Origin of the sequence: Mycobacteroides sp. CBMA 271 (assembly GCF_009729205.1) — a bacterium.
GTDB lineage: Bacteria > Actinomycetota > Actinomycetes > Mycobacteriales > Mycobacteriaceae > Mycobacterium.
In genome coordinates, this window is the sequence record NZ_VTHB01000001.1 from 716,463 (window position 1) to 733,085 (window position 16,623).

General features: G+C 64.2%; 21 protein-coding genes. 2 read left to right on the forward strand and 19 right to left on the reverse strand.

What is annotated here, in order from left to right:
- Positions 1–28: 28 nt before the first annotated feature.
- Positions 29–1,780 carry a signal peptide peptidase SppA gene (sppA, locus tag FZI91_RS03570; RefSeq protein WP_155937216.1) on the reverse strand — a complete coding sequence of 584 codons (1,752 nt, stop codon included), beginning with the start codon at positions 1,778–1,780 and terminating at the stop codon, positions 29–31.
- A gap of 106 nt (positions 1,781–1,886) precedes the next feature.
- Here sppA and FZI91_RS03575 point away from each other — a divergent pair, with 106 nt between their 5' ends.
- Both FZI91_RS03575 and FZI91_RS03580 read left to right on the forward strand, forming a co-directional pair.
- Complete coding sequence (locus FZI91_RS03575; RefSeq protein ID WP_155937218.1) at positions 1,887–3,458, forward strand: sensor domain-containing protein; 1,572 nt, start codon at positions 1,887–1,889, stop codon at positions 3,456–3,458.
- A 44-nt stretch (positions 3,459–3,502) separates the two neighbouring features.
- On the forward strand, positions 3,503–4,273 hold the full coding sequence (locus FZI91_RS03580; RefSeq protein WP_155937796.1) for a hypothetical protein: 771 nt from the start codon (positions 3,503–3,505) through the stop codon (positions 4,271–4,273).
- 117 nt (positions 4,274–4,390) lie between these two features.
- Here the strand turns inward: FZI91_RS03580 and rplO are convergent, their stop codons facing one another.
- The 18 genes from rplO to FZI91_RS03670 form a co-directional block, all read right to left on the reverse strand.
- A complete protein-coding gene (rplO, locus tag FZI91_RS03585) occupies positions 4,391–4,831 on the reverse strand; it encodes a 50S ribosomal protein L15 (protein WP_155937220.1) in 441 nt (146 codons plus the stop codon).
- Complete coding sequence (gene rpmD, locus FZI91_RS03590) at positions 4,831–5,013, reverse strand: 50S ribosomal protein L30 (RefSeq protein ID WP_155937222.1); 183 nt, start codon at positions 5,011–5,013, stop codon at positions 4,831–4,833. The genes rplO and rpmD overlap by 1 nt, the downstream gene beginning before the upstream one ends.
- On the reverse strand, positions 5,006–5,671 hold the full coding sequence (rpsE, locus tag FZI91_RS03595; protein WP_155937224.1) for a 30S ribosomal protein S5: 666 nt from the start codon (positions 5,669–5,671) through the stop codon (positions 5,006–5,008). The genes rpmD and rpsE overlap by 8 nt, the downstream gene beginning before the upstream one ends.
- A 28-nt stretch (positions 5,672–5,699) precedes the next feature.
- Positions 5,700–6,107 carry a 50S ribosomal protein L18 gene (rplR, locus tag FZI91_RS03600; protein WP_155937226.1) on the reverse strand — a complete coding sequence of 136 codons (408 nt, stop codon included), beginning with the start codon at positions 6,105–6,107 and terminating at the stop codon, positions 5,700–5,702.
- Between the two features lie 2 nt (positions 6,108–6,109).
- Positions 6,110–6,649 carry a 50S ribosomal protein L6 gene (rplF, locus tag FZI91_RS03605; RefSeq protein WP_155937228.1) on the reverse strand — a complete coding sequence of 180 codons (540 nt, stop codon included), beginning with the start codon at positions 6,647–6,649 and terminating at the stop codon, positions 6,110–6,112.
- 14 nt (positions 6,650–6,663) lie between these two features.
- Complete coding sequence (gene rpsH, locus FZI91_RS03610; RefSeq protein WP_155937230.1) at positions 6,664–7,062, reverse strand: 30S ribosomal protein S8; 399 nt, start codon at positions 7,060–7,062, stop codon at positions 6,664–6,666.
- Positions 7,063–7,413: 351 nt separating this feature from the next.
- On the reverse strand, positions 7,414–8,766 hold the full coding sequence (gene gdhA / locus FZI91_RS03615) for an NADP-specific glutamate dehydrogenase (RefSeq protein WP_155937232.1): 1,353 nt from the start codon (positions 8,764–8,766) through the stop codon (positions 7,414–7,416).
- 55 nt (positions 8,767–8,821) lie between these two features.
- Positions 8,822–9,343 (reverse strand): hypothetical protein, encoded by a 522-nt coding sequence (locus FZI91_RS03620; protein ID WP_155937234.1) that lies wholly within the window; start codon positions 9,341–9,343, stop codon positions 8,822–8,824.
- 424 nt (positions 9,344–9,767) lie between these two features.
- The gene (locus FZI91_RS03625) at positions 9,768–9,908 is read right to left on the reverse strand and encodes a hypothetical protein (protein WP_155937235.1); all 141 of its coding nucleotides are present in this window, start codon (positions 9,906–9,908) and stop codon (positions 9,768–9,770) included.
- 63 nt (positions 9,909–9,971) lie between these two features.
- Complete coding sequence (locus FZI91_RS03630) at positions 9,972–10,238, reverse strand: hypothetical protein (RefSeq protein WP_155937237.1); 267 nt, start codon at positions 10,236–10,238, stop codon at positions 9,972–9,974.
- Between the two features lie 105 nt (positions 10,239–10,343).
- Positions 10,344–11,861 (reverse strand): carboxylesterase/lipase family protein, encoded by a 1,518-nt coding sequence (locus tag FZI91_RS03635; RefSeq protein ID WP_155937797.1) that lies wholly within the window; start codon positions 11,859–11,861, stop codon positions 10,344–10,346.
- 115 nt (positions 11,862–11,976) lie between these two features.
- On the reverse strand, positions 11,977–12,162 hold the full coding sequence (locus tag FZI91_RS03640) for a type Z 30S ribosomal protein S14 (protein WP_155937239.1): 186 nt from the start codon (positions 12,160–12,162) through the stop codon (positions 11,977–11,979).
- A gap of 1 nt (position 12,163) precedes the next feature.
- Positions 12,164–12,736 (reverse strand): 50S ribosomal protein L5, encoded by a 573-nt coding sequence (rplE, locus tag FZI91_RS03645; RefSeq protein WP_155937241.1) that lies wholly within the window; start codon positions 12,734–12,736, stop codon positions 12,164–12,166.
- Positions 12,736–13,053: a 50S ribosomal protein L24 gene (gene rplX, locus FZI91_RS03650; protein ID WP_155937243.1), complete on the reverse strand. Its 318-nt coding sequence runs from the start codon at positions 13,051–13,053 to the stop codon at positions 12,736–12,738. The genes rplE and rplX overlap by 1 nt, the downstream gene beginning before the upstream one ends.
- On the reverse strand, positions 13,054–13,422 hold the full coding sequence (gene rplN / locus FZI91_RS03655; RefSeq protein ID WP_162526230.1) for a 50S ribosomal protein L14: 369 nt from the start codon (positions 13,420–13,422) through the stop codon (positions 13,054–13,056).
- A gap of 195 nt (positions 13,423–13,617) precedes the next feature.
- On the reverse strand, positions 13,618–14,145 hold the full coding sequence (locus FZI91_RS03660) for a hypothetical protein (RefSeq protein ID WP_155937245.1): 528 nt from the start codon (positions 14,143–14,145) through the stop codon (positions 13,618–13,620).
- Positions 14,146–14,158: 13 nt separating this feature from the next.
- Positions 14,159–15,505 carry an MFS transporter gene (locus FZI91_RS03665; RefSeq protein ID WP_155937247.1) on the reverse strand — a complete coding sequence of 449 codons (1,347 nt, stop codon included), beginning with the start codon at positions 15,503–15,505 and terminating at the stop codon, positions 14,159–14,161.
- 59 nt (positions 15,506–15,564) lie between these two features.
- Positions 15,565–16,575 carry a cutinase family protein gene (locus FZI91_RS03670; RefSeq protein ID WP_155937248.1) on the reverse strand — a complete coding sequence of 337 codons (1,011 nt, stop codon included), beginning with the start codon at positions 16,573–16,575 and terminating at the stop codon, positions 15,565–15,567.
- Positions 16,576–16,623: the final 48 nt, after the last annotated feature.

Below are 16,623 nucleotides of genomic sequence, written 5' to 3' on the forward strand. Positions count from 1 at the left end.
GCGGACGAATGACGCTGACGCGGCGCGATTAAAAGCGGTAGTCGCCCAACATCATCGTCTGGGCACTGCCGACCGACCGCTGAGCACGCTGGACGGTCTCCAGCGCCAACTGCGCGACCCGTCCCAGCACGGCGTCGGTGACGGCCGCGGCAGCGGGCTGGGACGACGATCGCTGACGCAGCATCGATGACAGCGGTGAGCTCGGGAAGTTCACGATCCGAACCTCGTCGTCGGCATCGATATCCGCGAGCGCCTTGGCCTTGGCCACCGCCTCGCGGAAGCCGCCGAGCTCGTCGACCAAGCCGTGTTCCAGCGCGTCACTTCCCGACCAGATCCGCCCCTGTGCAACCGCTTTCACTGCGTCGACGGTGAGATTTCGCCCGTCTGCGACCCGCTGCACAAAGTCCTCGTAGTGCATATCGATTTCGGCCTCGACCAAATCGCGCTGCTCATCGGTGAAGGGTTCGTTGCTCGACCACGCATCGGCGTTGGCATTGGTGCGCAAGGAATCCGATGCGACACCCAGCTTCTCCTTGAGTCCCCGGGTGATGAACTTTCCGGTGATCACTCCGATGGACCCGGTGATGGTTCCTGGATTGGCGAAGATCGCGTCCGCGCTCATGGCGACGTAATACCCACCCGATCCGGCCACCGCACCCATGGACACCACCACCGGCTTGCCCGCCTCGCGCGCCCGGACCACCTCTCGCCAAATGGTTTCCGAGCCGTTGACCGATCCGCCGGGACTATCGACACGGAGCACAATGGCGGCCACCGATTCGTCGGCGACGGCGTCCCGCAAGGCCTCGGCGATCACGTCGCCGCCACTGGCCGGCCCCGGTGGAAACATCCGTGGTCCGCTGCGACCACTCGCGATCGCCCCCGCGAGGGTGACCACGCCGATGGTCGGCCGCGACGTGCGTCCGGGTAAAGACGGAAGACTCGGCACCTGCGGTCGGGTCGCCCGGGCGTAGCGCGCCAGATAGAGCAGTGGTGGTTCTTTGTCGTCTGGTGCGCCTGTCAATTCACCGATGCGCGCGTACGCCTCGTCGCGGTAGCCGATGCGGTCAACCAGTCCGGCGGCGATCGCATCGGTGCGGCGCAGCGGTGCGCGGTCCGCCAGGGCGTCCACATCGGCCGGTTCGAGTTTGCGCGATGCCGCCACGCCGTCGCGAACCTGCTCCGAGAGGCTTTCCAGCAGCCGACCATCGGCTTCCCGCTGGGCGTCGGTGTAGCCGTCCTCCGTGAAAAGGTTTGCCGCCGACTTGTATTGACCACGCGCGAGGAACTGCGCCTCGACACCGGCCTTATCGAGGGCGCCGCGCAGGAACGTTCCGTTGGCTGCGAATCCGACGAGTCCCACGGTGCCGGAAGGCTGCATCCACACCTCGCCGAACGCAGACGCCAGGTAGTAGGCGAGCGTGCCCGGATAGGTCTCGGACCAGGCCAGGCTGGGTTTGACAGCGCTGAACGCCTCGATGGCGGCGCGGAGCTCCTGAACGGATCCCGCCGCGGCGGGGGGGATCTGCACGCGGGCGATAAGCCCGGCGACCCGCGGATCGTCAATCGCCCGGTGGATGGCGGCGATGGTGTGCCGCAGCGACAGCGGCCTGCTCGCGCCCGAAAACACCAGGCCCAGCGGATCGAAGTTGACAGTCTCAGGCGGGACCTCGAGAAGATCCAGTTCCAAGATGCAGTCCCGCGGCACCCCCCGGTGACGTGCGGTATCAACCTTGGCCAGGAGATCGTGGACGTCCGTGGGCGCAGTTAAGGCGAACATGCCTTGAGCGTACCGACGATTGCGGCGATGCTCCCGGCCACAAATCCGCGCTAGTCCATCTGACGAGCGCGTAGGGTCGGAACCATTCGCTGGCGGAGGGGCAACGATGAAACGTGCACAAAAGGTGGTGGCGCGGCTCGCCGCGTTACTCGCGGTGACTGTGGCGCCCGGGGCGTCCGGATGTATCGACACCTCCGGGTCTCGTGATGTGGCACCTTCGCAATCCACGTCGGTGGCAGCGGTCGCGCCCACACGCAGCTATCCCGGGTTGTTCCCGGAGTATCGCGGCAAATTCCACCCCAACCACACCGATCTGGGTGGCCGGAATAACACCGACCTCGCCGGGCTGCTGCCAGTGGCCGCCGACTTCCCCGCGCAAGGAGTGACCCGTCCGCCCGATATCGCGGCCGAGGACGGAGCCGGGTTGGGCATGCACGGCCAAACGGACGGTGAAACACGTCCACCCGAATGTCTGTACACGCCGTTCGGCAAGTCATTCTCCAGAGCACCTGACGGTTCGGACTGGAATCTGTATTACGCGGCCTCGACGTTCTACGAGGCAGACCCCGCGGGCAATCACATCATCGCGACGGTCAATCGCGAGCGTGAGAACGCTGACGTGTTCGCATTGACCACCGCGTGGATCACGAAGTGCGGTCAGTACGACAGGGCTTTTCCGACCTTCACCAATCCGGAAGTGCGGAATCGTCATGTCACCGACACCTTCGCCCCGGGCCCGATCGTCGATGGTGTTCAGACGTACGTGTACACAAGCGCGACTGCCGATCTGGATGATGCTTCGGCCAGCAAGCCGCCCTCCGGGGTGCGCGGTCAACGGATCCTGCTGGCGCGGGTGCGTTCGGCCGTCTTCGAGGTGGCGGGCACCGATCAGGTGGACGCCGGCCTGCTCGACCAGCTGATGGCCACCACCATCGCGAACGCGAAGCACGCCCCGCCGCCGCCCGAACAGAACGTGAGCCGGCTGGCCGGTCTGCCCACCTGCGATAAGGTCTCGCCGCAACCGGGCATTCCGCAACCGGATCCGACCCTGGACTGCACGCTGCGCACCTCTGATGGCAGCGGTGTGATCTTCGAAGTGCTCGGCACCCCCGCGGGGTCCATCCGGGTGTTCAACAGCAATGGCGCGGTGCAGCAGTCCATCCGCGTACCGAATCCGATATCCCAGTTGCGCCTTCCGTACCTGCAGGATCTGGACCAGGACAAGCGCGAAGAGCTGCTGGTGGTCACGGGGACGGGAGATCCTGCCGGTGAGCTCATGGACGTGTGGCGCGCGCGGCCCAATTCTGACCAATTCGACATGACCGGAACGATTTTCGGAGTTCCTCGATTCTGGCTGACATCCGATCGGTTCATCGGCATCTTCTCGCGCAACGGTGCTGACGCCGGCGTGGCCGCCCTGTTCCGGTTCGTCGACAACAAGTTGGTGGTGCTGGCGCTGCTGGACACCGAAAGACGAGTCGACAACCTGCCATTCGATCCGCGCTGGCGCCTCAACGGGAATGTCAAATGCGCGATGAATCTGTCTGATGACCCGCCAGGAGCTTTCGCGGCACGCCGGGAGGCGCTGATTGCCGCAGGCGTGGACCCGGCGACGGCCGACGAGCATTTCTGCCTGCAGAAGTGGGTGCCGGGGCTCTACAGTCAGGGCACACGGTGAGAAATTCCGGCCAGACAAGATGCGGTGCCACAGCACTTCTCGCCATGGTGGTGGCCCTGACTGCATGCACACACGGCGGCATCCAGCGCACAGAAACGTCGACGAGTTCGGCACCCAACAGGCTCGACGCGCTGCCGCCGTGCTCGTCGATCAAACCACAGGCCATCGAACCAGATCCCAACCCAGCACTAGATTGCGTGCTGCGGTCCAAGGATTCGGCGAGGCTGACATTCGAAGCGCTGGGCACACCCCCCATCACCATCAAGGTGTACGAACCCAATGGGGCTCTGCGCCAAACCTTTACTGTTCCGGTCAACAAGCCGGAACGGACCCCACCGTTCCTTGCCGACCTTGATCGGGACGGCCGCGATGAGCTGATGGTGGTGTACAACGTCGGATCCGACGGCGACATCCTGGAGGTGTGGCGCGCGCACAAGGATTCGGGGAAGTTCTCCTCGGCAGGGCAGGTACTCGGTCACCCGGAATTCCGCACCACCGATGAAGGATTCGCCGCGTTCTATGCGAGCACCGGAGCCGGGTCGGGACGGGTCTCCATCTACCGATTCGCCAACGACAAGGTGCTGGAGCTGGGCATCCTGTTCGTCCAGGCCGCCGACTGGCCCGAACCGCCCGATCCGGCCCGTACCTGGTACACCAACGGAAACACGTTGTGCTCCTTCAACTACGACGACGACCCACCGGGACGAGCGGCACGAAGGAACCAGGCGCTGACGGATGCGGGCATCGACCCGCCAACCGCGCAGGACCGCTTCTGCAAGCAGCCCTGGGTCGCCGATATCTATAAGAAGCACTGACGAGCACCGAGCGTCAAGCTACGGCGGGATTTGAGCCGAATTGCCGCAGCAGCTTCACGCTCGGCGAAACAAAAAGGGCGCCCACCCGAAGGTGGACGCCCTTTCTGAAAGCGGGTACTAGACCTCGTTGACCGATCCGCCTGCGGCGGTGATCTTCTCGCGGGCCGATTCGCTGAACTTGTTGGCAGTGATCGACACCTTGACCTTGAGGTCGCCGTTGCCGAGCACCTTCACCAGCTCGTTCTTGCGCACCGCACCCTTGGCCACCAGTGCCTCGATGGTGACGTCGCCACCCTCGGGGAACAGCCGCTCGATGTCGGCCAGGTTCACCACCTGGTACTCGGTGCGGAAGCGGTTCTTGAAGCCCTTGAGCTTCGGCAGCCGCATGTGGATGGGCATCTGCCCACCCTCGAAGGTCACCGGCACGTTCTTGCGTGCCTTGGTGCCCTTGGTGCCGCGGCCGGCGGTCTTACCCTTGGACCCTTCACCACGGCCGACGCGGGTGCGCTCGGTCTTGGAGCCCGGGGCCGGGCGCAGATGATGCAATTTGATGGTCATTACTTCACATCCTCGACGGTGACCAGGTGGCGAACCACCTGGAGCAGGCCGCGGGTCTGCGCGTTGTCCTCACGGACAACACTCTGACGAATCTTGCGCAGTCCCAGTGTCTTCAATGATTCGCGCTGCTTCCACCGAGATCCGATGGTGCTGCGCACCTGAGTGATCAACAGATCAGCCATGACTGCCTCCCCGTGCTGCCGCAGCTGCGAACTCGGCGCGGGCCCGGAGCATGCCGGCCGGAGCCACATCCTCGATGGGCAGACCGCGGCGGGCCGCAACCTCTTCGGGGCGCTGCAACTGCTTGAGCGCCGCGACGGTCGCGTGGACCACGTTGATGGCGTTATCGCTACCGAGCGACTTGGCCAAAATATCGTGCACACCAGCGCATTCCAGCACCGCGCGAGCAGCGCCACCGGCGATCACACCGGTACCGGCCGAGGCCGGACGCAGCATGACGACACCGGCGGAATCCTCGCCCTGAACCGGGTGAGTGATGGTGCTGCCGATGAGCGGAACGCGGAAGAAGTTCTTGCGAGCCTCGTCCACACCCTTGGCGATGGCGGCCGGAACTTCCTTGGCCTTGCCGTAGCCGACGCCCACCATGCCGTTGCCGTCGCCGACGATCACCAGCGCGGTGAAGCTGAACCGGCGACCGCCCTTGACGACCTTGGAGACGCGGTTGATAGTGACAACCCGCTCCAGGTAGTTGCTCTTCTCGGCGTTGTCACGCCCACCGCGACGGTCGTCGCGGTTATCACGGCGCCCACGGCCGCCGTCGCGACCCTCGTTGGCGCCGCCGGCTGCACCGGGAGCGCCCGAATTGCGCTGCGCCATCATGCATTCCCTTCGTTGGAAGTCTCGAACATCAGAACACCAGCCCGTTCTCGCGGGCGGCATCGGCAAGTGCGGCGATCCGGCCGCCGTAGGTGTAACCACCACGGTCGAACACCACGGTGTCCACGCCGGCTGCCTTGGCACGCTCGGCGATCAGCTGACCGACCCGAGCGCTGCGCGCCTTCTTGTCGCCATCCACTGCCTGCACGTCGGGCTCGACGGACGAGGCCGCGGCCAGGGTGGTGCCGGTGAGATCGTTGACCAGCTGCACGTGGATGTGGCGGGCCGAACGGTTCACCACCAGACGCGGACGGGCGTCGGTACCCGACACCTTCTTGCGCAGACGCGCATGACGGCGCAGACGCGAGGTGCGACGCACCTCCGAGACGCTCTTGCCCACCGGCTCGTGCTGCTTTGATTCTGTCTTCGTTTGAGCCATGGTTACTTACCTGTCTTTCCGACCTTGCGGCGGATCTGCTCACCCTCGTAGCGGATGCCCTTGCCCTTGTATGGGTCTGGACGCCGCAGGCGGCGGATGTTGGCCGAGATCTGGCCAACCTTCTGCTTGTCGATTCCGCTGACCGAGAACTTGGTGGGGGTCTCGACCGCGAACGTGATGCCCTCGGGTGCCTCGATCAGCACCGGGTGGCTGTAACCGAGCGCGAACTCCAGGTTCGATCCCTTGGCCACCACGCGGTAACCCACACCGAAGATTTCCATCTTGGTGGTGTAGCCCTGGGTCACACCGGTCACCAGGTTGGCGATCAGGGTGCGGGACAGACCGTGCAACGAACGGCTACGCCGCTCATCGTCGGGGCGGGCGACCACAATGGCGCCATCATCGTTGCGCGACACCGAGATCGGCTCGCTCACTGTCAGTTCGAGGGTGCCCTTGGAGCCCTTGACGGAGATGCTCTGGCCGTCGATGTTGACGTCCACTCCGGCAGGAATCAGCACCGGCTGCTTACCAATACGCGACATGTTTTAGTCCTCCCCTACCAGACGAACGCGAGGACTTCGCCGCCCACGCCTTGTCGCGCTGCCTGGCGATCGGTGAGCAGGCCAGTGGACGTGGAGATGATCGCCACGCCGAGGCCGCCGAGAACCTTGGGCAGATTGGTGGATTTTGCGTACACACGCAGTCCGGGCTTCGACACGCGGCGCAGACCGGCGATGCTGCGCTCACGGCTGGGGCCGTACTTGAGCGAGACGACCAGGCTCTTGCCCACGCGGGCGTCCTCGGTGCGGTAGTCGGTGATGTAGCCCTCGCGCTTGAGGATCTCGGCGATATTGGCCTTGATCTTCGAATGCGGCAGGGTCACCTCATCGTGGTATGCCGAGTTGGCATTGCGCAGACGTGTCAGAAAGTCTGCGATCGGATCGGTCATAGTCATGACAGATTCCATCAACCTTTCTCGCCGCGGTTCCCATGCAGCATGCTCGCGCTGGTTCCCGTGAGGGCCTGGCACATCGCACGGTGGGCCTACTGCGAAGTGATTTTCCGTATCTGACCGGGTTCGGTCAGGGGTCGTGCATCAGCAGTGCTATCCATGAAGAAGACACATACCGACCGGCCATGGGCGAAACACAGCCCAGGCAACCGGTCAAGTGTAGGTGACCTGGACCTACGGACCAAATCGGCGACTGGCCGGCTCGGCGAGTCACCCGGTGGGTATCAGCGTGAACGGCAGCCGATAGGCCCCGGGGCCGTCATCGGCGCGTAGCCGAACGCTCGAACAAGATCCTCAGATCACCCCGAGGGCCACCATCGCATCGGCAACCCGCGTGTATCCGGCCAGGTTGGCACCGGTCGCGTAGTTGCCCGGGTCGCCGTAGTAGTCCGCGGTTTCGATGCAGGTGGCGTGGATCGACCGCATGATCGCCTGCAGGCGGGTCTCCGTCTGTTCGAAGGACCACGAATCACGGCTGGCGTTCTGCTGCATTTCCAGCGCACTGGTGGCGACCCCACCCGCGTTGGATGCCTTGCCGGGCGCGTACAGCACCGCCGCTTCCTGGAAGTACTTCACCGCCTCGGGGGTGCATGGCATGTTGGCGCCCTCGGCGACCAGTTGCACACCGTTCTCGATGAGCCGGCGCGCGTCCTTGCCGTCGAGTTCATTCTGGGTGGCGCAGGGCAACGCGACCTGGCAGGGAACCTCCCAGAGATTTCCGTCGGTGATCTGGCGCGCTCCCCCGCCGTGGGCGTCGACGTACTCGGACAGGCGGCCCCGGCGGACCTCCTTGATTTCCTTGAGGAGTTCGAGATTCAGACCGCGTTCGTCGACGACGTAGCCGTCGCTGTCCGAGCAGGCGATGACCTTCGCGCCCAACTGCTGAGCCTTCTCGACGGCGTAGATGGCCACGTTCCCCGCACCCGACACCACGACGGTCTTGCCGTCCAGCGCATCGGCCCGGGTACCCAGCATCTCCTGCGCGAACAGCACGACGCCGTATCCAGTTGCTTCGGTGCGCACCTGAGATCCGCCCCAGGGCAGCCCCTTACCCGTCAGCACACCGGATTCGTAGCGATTGGTGATGCGCTTGTACTGCCCGAAGAGGTATCCGATTTCGCGCTGGCCCACACCGATGTCACCCGCGGGGACATCGGTGTACTCGCCGATGTGCCGGTATAGCTCGGTCATGAACGATTGACAGAACCGCATGATCTCGGCGTCGGAGCGCCCCTTGGGATCGAAATCGGATCCGCCCTTGCCGCCACCGATTGGGAGCCCGGTGAGCGCGTTCTTAAACATCTGCTCGAAGCCGAGGAACTTCACGATGGACAGGTTGACGCTCGGGTGGAAGCGCAGTCCGCCCTTGTAGGGCCCCAGCGCGGAATTGAATTCCACCCGGTAGCCCCGGTTGATCTCGACGGCACCGTCGTCCCGGATCCACGGGACCCGAAAGATGATCTGCCGCTCCGGTTCGCAGATCCGTTCCAGGATCGCCCAACGGTCGTAATCCGGTGTCTTGCCTACCAACGGGGTGAGGCTGGCCATCACTTCGAAGACGGCCTGCTGAAACTCGGCCTCCCCTGGATTACGCGCGAGAACGGTCTCGAAACGCGGCTGAAAGACGGGGTGCAGAGCCTCTGGCATACCTAATAGGGTGCACCACAGGACTTTTGGCTAACGACGCGGTATCAAACCCGAATCAGGCTGCGGGCGCGGGCGCGGGGGCCAGTGCGTTGCCCTTGACGGTGTAGAAGGACGTGCCCTGCTCGGTCTGCGTCTTGATCAGCCCTGGTCCGGCGCTCTCCGGGTGCCCGTCGACCACTCCGACACGCGATAGCTTGGGGTTAGTGCCGACCGCATGCCAGATCGCCCATTTCTGGTCTTTGACGCGTGCATCCACCTGAACCAGCAGATCGTCGCGCCCGTCCTGGTCGAGATCACGCAACTCGACCTCGGCTTCGGCGTCGCTGAGCCAGCCGCCCTTGAAAGGTTCCGAGATCGTCTGCACAACCTTGCCGTCACCGGTACGCACCGTGATCGTGGTGGTTGCCCCTTCGGGCTGGGGTGTGCTGGTTTTCTCGAAACGCAGGCCAAGCTTGTCGCCGGACTGCAGTACCTCGGGCTCGGCGCTTGCCACACCCGGAAGTGCGATCAGCGCCAGCGCCGCGAGTGCCGGCGCCCATACCTTGGAGATTTCTCGTCGACCCTGCGAGATCTGCATCGGCTATCCATTCGTCATACTTTGCTCAGACGTGAGTTCTTTGACGCCTCTCGCTACCCAGACCTTGTAGTCAGCGAGCCCGTCGGGTCGCTGCCGACTTGCCAGCAATGCGACCTTCACAAAGGTATACCAGCAACGCAGGTGCCGCTAACCCAGCCATCCCTCGCGACGCGTAACCGTGCGCCACGTCACTGCGAGGCTCTGAACTGGCCACGGGCTGTTCGGACACCACGGCTCGATCATGCCTCCGGATCAACAGCAAAGAATCACGCCAGGCCGCCGGCCATGGACCCTGCAGCAAGCCTGGATAACCACGGACACGCCGGCATAGCGTCAAGAGTTGCTGACGGCAGTCAGAATCGCCACGACGATGGGCCGGGACAACACGTCCAGACCCAGTGCGTGCGCGCAGCCGGCCGCACTCTCAGGCCAACTGACAAGCATGTTCAGCGATACGGCGCGCGAACGCCGACTCCAGCCGCTGAGCTTCGCCGACGGTGATGCGGCCACCGCCGCGGGCCCCCAGCGCGATCCGATGTTCGTGCGGCACACGCCGTCCGGACACATCGTCGGCTCCAGATCAACACGGCATACTCCGAGAAGGCCCGCGGCGGCACGATGGCGACACTCACACCTCATATCCTGGGCATTTGTCGAGGTCCCAGTTCACGAAATGCGGCGGTGTGTGCACGACGACAGCCGGGACCTGCGCTCTCGCCCGGCAGGCGGAGTTCGCTGCAAAGATCATCGTCCAGTTTTGCTGCGCCGCCGCCGGGATAAATGCCTCGGCGAACTGACCGGCATCGGAATCGCCGACCAAAATCAACGACCGTGAATCAGCCTGCGCGCCGTCGGGCCAACGCCAGCACAGGCGGGTCTTGTCGTCATCCCGCATGTTGCCCAAGCACCTTCTGTCCGCATCCAGATGGCCCACTCTCTACGCGCGAGCATCAGGAATGGCCGGTGTGGCTATCTACGCGGCACCGAATGTCGACGTCGGCTAGTTCCAGAAACCGCACTGATGAGTGCTGGCGAAGCCTTCCATCTGCTTCGGGGCCGGTGGCGCCAGCCGCAGGAACGCCCCGCCCGCCGTGTACTTCGGCCATGTGGGCTGGCCCTCGACGTTGGGATCGCCTGTCTTCACGAACTGCGCCCAGTACCGGATCATCTGCGTCGACAGCGCTGCAGACTCTTGGTTCAGCGGTCTAGAGACATCGAAGAAGTACCCCAACTCAGATCCGTGCGAGGCCCCCAACGGCAACGGCGCGTCTCGATACTCCTTGTACGCCGGTGCGGCAGGGTCGGCGAATTCGTAGGCGTACACCGGGCCGCTTCTCGCCAATGCCTCGGCCATGTCAAGCGTCGGGCAGGCGAAGGTGTTGTCGGTGTCGACGGCCGCGAGTGCGGCGAGTACGTTTCCGCCGTACGCCGACAGTGGGTAGCGCAGTCCGAGTTCGGGCGCCTTGGCCCCGTACTTGCCCTCGAGCGCGCGCCGGTACTCGTCGGGCCCCTGGGGTGCGGGCGTGTGCCGGTATTGCTGGGCTTGAAACACGGTGGCCTCGTTCGTATTACTGCCGATGAGCACAGGGACCGAGGCGGCGAAGCGACTGATGTAGGCATCCAATGGCGGCATCGGAAGTTCCGGTGTACCCGTTACCGGGCTCACCGGTAGCCCGATCCCAGTGAATTGCGGGGAATCTCGTAGCGCATCGATAGACAGTGCACGCAAGCAGCGGGGGGTATCGGGTCCGGGCGGACAACCCACCTCGGCTGCATAGGCCGCACTATCGCGGACCGCGGTCGAGACTGCGGCCTGCGCCTGGCAGGGCGCGCTCTGCATGATGGCGGATCGGAACAATCCGGCGGCTCTCGGTGCCGCGATGAGATCGCACACCGACACCGCGCCGGCCGATTGTCCGGCGATGGTTACCTGCTGCGGATCTCCGCCGAATTCGGCGATGTTCTCACGCACCCACCGCAATGCCGCCTGCTGATCCAGTAGTCCGTAGTTGCCGATCCCGTCGGACAGGCCGAGCGCCGCCAAGTACCCCAACGTACCGAGCCGATAGTTGATGGTGACGACGACAATTCCGCCCTGCGCGGCGAGCTTTCGCGCGTCGTAACCGACACCGTTCCCGGCGATGAAGGCGCCGCCATGAATCCACACCAGTACCGGCACCTTCCCCTGGCTATGCCGTGGGGCGGTGACGTTGAGAATCAGGCAGTCTTCCTTTTGTGGCAGGTCGCTCTCGTGTCCGGGCTGCGGGCATTCGACGCCTTGCCCCGTCGCATCACGGGTGCCGGTCCACGGCGGCACGGGTTGCGGTGCAGCGAACCGCAGCGACCCCACCGGCGGCGCCGCGTACGGGATGGCTCTAAAAACTCGCACCGCATCGTCGACCTCCCCGCGGACCGCACCCGCACCGGTGGTGACGATGGTCGGGTCGTCCACAGGCCTGGGGCTGCATGACACCACCGACGCGAGGACAACCAACACAACCAACAAGAGTCGCGTCATGTCACGCACACCGCGCATTCTCTGGCACGGGCGCAAGCGTAATGGGCGTAGCCATCAAGGGTGGAAAGACGACAATAGGCCGGGACTCGCAAGTCCCGGCCTATTGCTCAGTCGTTTACCAGCTGCTCTTGCGGATGCCTGGCAGCTCGCCCGCGTGAGCCATCTCGCGCAGGCAGATTCGGCACAGGCCGAACTTGCGGAAGACGGCGTGCGGACGGCCACACCGGTTGCACCGGGTGTACGCGCGCACCGCGAACTTGGGCTTGCTGGCGGCCTTATTGACCAGAGCCTTCTTTGCCATATCAGTTCTCCTTGAAGGGGAAGCCGAGCTGGCGCAGCAGGGCCCGTCCCTCGTCGTCGGTGGTCGCCGAGGTGACGACGGTGATGTCCATGCCACGCGGACGGTCGATGGAATCCACGTCGATCTCGTGGAACATCGACTGCTCGGTGAGACCGAAGGTGTAGTTGCCCTTGCCGTCGAACTGCTTGGGCGACAAGCCGCGGAAGTCGCGGATACGCGGGAGCGCGATGGACACGAGGCGGTCCAGGAACTCCCACATGCGATCGCCGCGCAGCGTGACGCGAGCGCCGATCGGCATGCCTTCGCGCAGCTTGAACTGGGCGATGGACTTGCGAGCCTTGCGGATCTCCGGCTTCTGGCCGGTGATCAGGGCCAGATCGCTGACGGCGCCGTTGATCAGCTTGGCGTCACGGGCGGCGTCACCGACACCCATGTTGACGACGACCTTCACGATGCCCGGGATCTGCATCAGGTTGGCGTACTTGAACTCTTCGTTCAGCGCGGGCTTGATCTCCGCGCGGTAGCGAAGCTTCAGGCGGGGCTGTGTCTTCTCTGCGTTTTCTACGGTGGTCATCAGATGTCCTTCCCGTTACGGCGGGAGATGCGGACCTTCTTGCCGGTCTCGTCGTCGATGCGGTAGCCGATGCGGGTCGGCGTGCCGTCGGAGTCGATCACCATCACGTTCGACACGTGGATGGCGGCCTCCTGCGTGACGATGCCACCGGAGGATGCACCGCGCTCATTGGCCGATTGGGGGGTGTGCTTCTTGATCCGGTTCACGCCCTCGACGAGGACCCGGTTGCGCTCGGGGTAGGCCGCGATGACCTTGCCCTTGGCGCCCTTGTCCTTGCCGGCGATGACGAGAACGGTGTCGCCCTTGTGCACCTTCATTTACAGCACCTCCGGGGCGAGCGAAACGATCTTCATGAACTTCTTCTCGCGCAGCTCACGACCGACGGGCCCGAAGATGCGGGTACCACGCGGGTCGTTGTCGGCCTTGATGATGACGGCAGCATTTTCATCGAACTTGATGTAGCTGCCGTCGGCGCGGCGACGTTCTTTGACGGTGCGAACTATGACGGCCTTGACGACCTCACCACGCTTGACGGTGCCTCCGGGGATGGCGTCCTTGACGGTCGCCACAATGATGTCCCCGATTCCGGCGTAGCGTCGCGACGAGCCACCGAGCACCCGGATGCACAAGATTTCCTTGGCACCGGTGTTGTCGGCGACCTTCAGCCGTGACTCCTGCTGAATCACTGGTCACTCCTTACAGACCTGGATGTGTATGTGCGGCGGATTCCGACCCGGCGCACGCGGTCATGTTGTCTCAGGGCACGCATCATCCCCGGGTTTTCGCCTGGTGGGGATGCCTACCTGCCCCGGGGTGCCAAGCACCCACAAGACAACCGCCCTAGTGTAGGGGAACCCGCAGGTCGGATACAAATCCGCACGCTAGGCTCTCGACGCGGATTCGGGCCGGGCCGAGACGATCCGGGTGAGCAACGCGGACATCACGCCCCACTCCAGGGTATAGACGATGATCCCCGGCCACATCCGTTCTTTGGCCATGATCCACAGCACGGCTACCAGCGCTTCTTCGGAGGAGAACCCGGCGACGTCGTCGGGGTCTCGCGTCGATAACGCGGGCGAGGCGTTCGGGATGAGTCGCGTGAAGTCGTCCGTTTCGCGCAGGCGCCCGCCCGGCCAGAGGGAGAACAGCTCCTCGGTGATCGGCTCGAACTCACTGAATCCGAGAGTCAGCTCGCCGGTAGCGGGATTCACGACTTCCACCCGCCCGAACGCCCCTTCATGGGCGTCGATCCGTGCAATGAGGTCCTCCAGGGCGTCCCATTGCTCCTTCGACAATTTCCCGAAGAACTCGCCGAACGTCGCGAACGGGCCCACCTCCAGTAGCTGATCGGACTCAAAGGCTCCGGATATCGATGCAGGCTCGGCCCTGCGCCGCCTGAACCACCGCATATCGCGCACTCCCCTATCGGTTGAATGCCGGACCTTGCTCGCGATCGAGGTAGGTGTCGGACTTGTTCTTGAGGAAGAACAGGTAGACCGCCAGCGAGATCGCGATGCACACCGTCACATACGTGATGAACAGCGGGACCTGACCGTGCTCCTTGAGGGCCTGATAGATCAGCGGCGCGGTGCCGCCGAACACCGAATTAGCAAGGGCGTAGCCAACTCCCACACCGAGGGCCCGCACATGCGACGGAAAGAGCTCGGACTTGACCAGTGCATTAATCGACGTGTATCCGGTCAAGATTACGTAGGCGCCGCCGACCAGCAGGAACGACGCGATCGGCGAATGCGTCTGGGGCAGATACGTAATGAGGATGTAGGTGTAGATGAGCGCACCGAACCCGAACCACAGCAGCAGCGGCTTGCGGCCAACCTTGTCGCTGATGATTCCCCCGACGGGCTGCAGCAGCATCAGGAAGATGAGGCCCGCCAAGTTGATCCAGGTGGCAGTCATCTCGTGGCCCTTGTAGGCGGTCTTGACGATCGCGGGAGCGTTGACGCTGTAGGTATAGAACGCGACGGTGCCGCCCATCGTGATGAGGAAGCACAGCAGCAGCGGTTTCCCGTACCGGGTGAGCAGCTCGCGCATCGATCCGGAGCTGGTGTCCTCGCCTGCCTTGATGGCCGCCAGCTGTTCGGTACTGAGCGATTCATCCATGGTGCGCCGCAACCAGTAGACGACGATGGCCGCCATACCGCCGACGGCAAACGCTATGCGCCAACCGAATTCATGAACCTGCTCGCTGTCGAAGACGGTCAGGATGATCAGCAGCGTGAACTGGGCAAGCACATGGCCGCCGACCAGGGTCACGTACTGGAACGATGAGAAGAACCCGCGTCGTTCACGTGTCGCCGTCTCGGACATGTAGGTGGCCGAGGTGCCGTATTCGCCTCCGGTGGCGAAACCCTGGACCAGCCGGCACAGGATCAGGACGATGGGCGCCGCCATCCCGATGCTGGTGCGCGACGGGACCAGTGCGATGACCAGCGAGCAGGCCGCCATCATCGAAACACTGAACGTCAGGGCCGCCCGGCGACCGTGCCGGTCGGCGAACCGGCCGAAGAACCACGATCCCAGCGGCCGAGTGATGAAGGTGACGGCGAAGATCGCGTAGACGTAGATCGTCGAATTCTGGTCCGCTTCATCGAAGAACTGCTTCTCGAAGTACGTGGCGAAGACCGTATAGACGTACACGTCGTACCACTCGACGAGATTGCCCGACGATCCTCTGATGGTGTTCCAGATGGCGCGGCGCGTCTGCGCCCGGCCCGACGGACTTGGTGCGTCAGCGGTCGAAACGGTCATCCACGTCTCCAGACGGTTGGCGTTGCCCAGCCGACGGCCACGTTAATGCAAGAAGACGGCTACTGGCCGTCCGACGGCCCCGGCGGCGGTCCGTGACGGCCGGGCTCGGCGACCGGCGCAGTGGTGGTCGGGGGGGCCGCAACCGGTTCTCCGACGGCAGGCGCGTTAGCGGCCGGCAACATCCAAGCCGGCGGCGCCTTGCTCGATGGCCCCACTGCCGCGGGCTTCGGCGTGGACGACGGCGATGTGGACGACGGAGCTGGCGCCCCGGTGCTGGAGGGTGTCGTCGATCCGCTCAACGGGTTCGCGCTCTTGGAAGTGGGCGCACCGCTGGTCGCGGACGGTGTGGTGCTGCTCGAGGAGGCAGCGGCGCTACTGCTGGCGGCAATGGTGGCCAGGCGCTTGGCGACGAAATCGGCGGCTCGGTCGGCAGACCCGTCCGATTTGTATTGCATGTGCGGGCCCAGGCCGCCGCCCGCGGGGTCACAGATCCCGTCACCGGGATTGCAGATGTCGATGACCTTGCTGCGCTGATCGTCCTTGATCGACAGGTCAAGGTTCATGCCGTTGACCTGCCAATTTCTGGGATTGCCGATCAGCACGATCGCGGCGACGCGCTGTTCCAGGTCGCGTGGGAGTGGATTGTTGAAGGTAAGTCCGGTTCCGTTGGTTCCCATCAGTACGTCCACCACGGCGCCGCCCTGGGAAAACCCGCCGAGCACAAATTGCGTGTTGGGGCAGGCCCGTCCGACGTCCTGGACGTGGGCGCTCATGTCGTTGGAGCCGTCGCCGGCGCGCACGAAGTCGAAACTCGCGGGGTAATTGACTGCGTAGATATCGACGGACTTACCGGGTAGCCGATCGACCAATTCGTCGGTGAACGCTTTCCCCACGTCGCCCAGCCCCGGCGAGTCGTTGGTCCCGCGAGCGAACGACACATCCACGTCTGGACAACCCGCGGCCTTGGCAGTGGAAAAGTTCTCACTGTAAGTAGCGAATACCGTGGCCGTCGCCGCGATCACCGCGAAAGTTCCAACCCCGACCGATGCTTTTTTGACGTATCGGTTCATTCATCCAGCGTAGACACCTCTGCCCACACGTTGACAGAATTGAAGCAA

Coding starts and splice junctions, on each gene's coding strand:
- sppA (WP_155937216.1), bottom strand. CDS start 1,780: ATGTTCGCCTTAACTGCGCCCACGGACGTCCACGATCTCCTGGCCAAG.
- FZI91_RS03575 (WP_155937218.1), top strand. CDS start 1,887: ATGAAACGTGCACAAAAGGTGGTGGCGCGGCTCGCCGCGTTACTCGCG.
- FZI91_RS03580 (WP_155937796.1), top strand. CDS start 3,503: ATGGTGGTGGCCCTGACTGCATGCACACACGGCGGCATCCAGCGCACA.
- rplO (WP_155937220.1), bottom strand. CDS start 4,831: ATGACCATCAAATTGCATCATCTGCGCCCGGCCCCGGGCTCCAAGACC.
- rpmD (WP_155937222.1), bottom strand. CDS start 5,013: ATGGCTGATCTGTTGATCACTCAGGTGCGCAGCACCATCGGATCTCGG.
- rpsE (WP_155937224.1), bottom strand. CDS start 5,671: ATGATGGCGCAGCGCAATTCGGGCGCTCCCGGTGCAGCCGGCGGCGCC.
- rplR (WP_155937226.1), bottom strand. CDS start 6,107: ATGGCTCAAACGAAGACAGAATCAAAGCAGCACGAGCCGGTGGGCAAG.
- rplF (WP_155937228.1), bottom strand. CDS start 6,649: ATGTCGCGTATTGGTAAGCAGCCGGTGCTGATTCCTGCCGGAGTGGAC.
- rpsH (WP_155937230.1), bottom strand. CDS start 7,062: ATGACTATGACCGATCCGATCGCAGACTTTCTGACACGTCTGCGCAAT.
- gdhA (WP_155937232.1), bottom strand. CDS start 8,766: ATGCCAGAGGCTCTGCACCCCGTCTTTCAGCCGCGTTTCGAGACCGTT.
- FZI91_RS03620 (WP_155937234.1), bottom strand. CDS start 9,343: ATGCAGATCTCGCAGGGTCGACGAGAAATCTCCAAGGTATGGGCGCCG.
- FZI91_RS03630 (WP_155937237.1), bottom strand. CDS start 10,238: ATGCGGGATGACGACAAGACCCGCCTGTGCTGGCGTTGGCCCGACGGC.
- FZI91_RS03635 (WP_155937797.1), bottom strand. CDS start 11,861: ATGACGCGACTCTTGTTGGTTGTGTTGGTTGTCCTCGCGTCGGTGGTG.
- FZI91_RS03640 (WP_155937239.1), bottom strand. CDS start 12,162: ATGGCAAAGAAGGCTCTGGTCAATAAGGCCGCCAGCAAGCCCAAGTTC.
- rplE (WP_155937241.1), bottom strand. CDS start 12,736: ATGACCACCGTAGAAAACGCAGAGAAGACACAGCCCCGCCTGAAGCTT.
- rplX (WP_155937243.1), bottom strand. CDS start 13,053: ATGAAGGTGCACAAGGGCGACACCGTTCTCGTCATCGCCGGCAAGGAC.
- FZI91_RS03660 (WP_155937245.1), bottom strand. CDS start 14,145: ATGCGGTGGTTCAGGCGGCGCAGGGCCGAGCCTGCATCGATATCCGGA.
- FZI91_RS03665 (WP_155937247.1), bottom strand. CDS start 15,505: ATGACCGTTTCGACCGCTGACGCACCAAGTCCGTCGGGCCGGGCGCAG.
- FZI91_RS03670 (WP_155937248.1), bottom strand. CDS start 16,575: ATGAACCGATACGTCAAAAAAGCATCGGTCGGGGTTGGAACTTTCGCG.